This window comes from Bradyrhizobium sp. Crot121, assembly GCF_059512385.1.
In genome coordinates this window covers 1-220 of record NZ_JCAMOR010000594.1, presented here as the reverse complement: position 1 = coordinate 220, position 220 = coordinate 1, and the positions used below count along the sequence as shown (strand labels likewise).

Genomic DNA, 220 nt, shown 5'->3' with positions numbered 1-220 from the left:
ATGACGTGGTCCAAACACTCACGCCGGATCGATCCGATCAGCCGTTCGGCAAACCCATTCTGCCAAGGCGAGGCTGGCGCGGTAGGCTTGTCCCGGATGCCCATGGCGCGCAATCGGCGCGTGATGACGCTGCCATAGATCCAGTCGCGATCGCGGATGAGGTAGTGCGGAGCCTCATCCCAAGGAAATGCCTCCGTGATTTGACGTGCAACCCATTCCG

Annotated in this window: 1 protein-coding gene; it reads right to left on the bottom strand. The window is 60.9% G+C overall.

Annotated features, from left to right (window positions below; translation table 11 throughout):
• Positions 1 to 220, bottom strand: a 220-nt coding sequence (locus AC5ZGW_RS48020; protein WP_496114381.1) for an integrase core domain-containing protein, incomplete at both ends; no start/stop codon positions are given.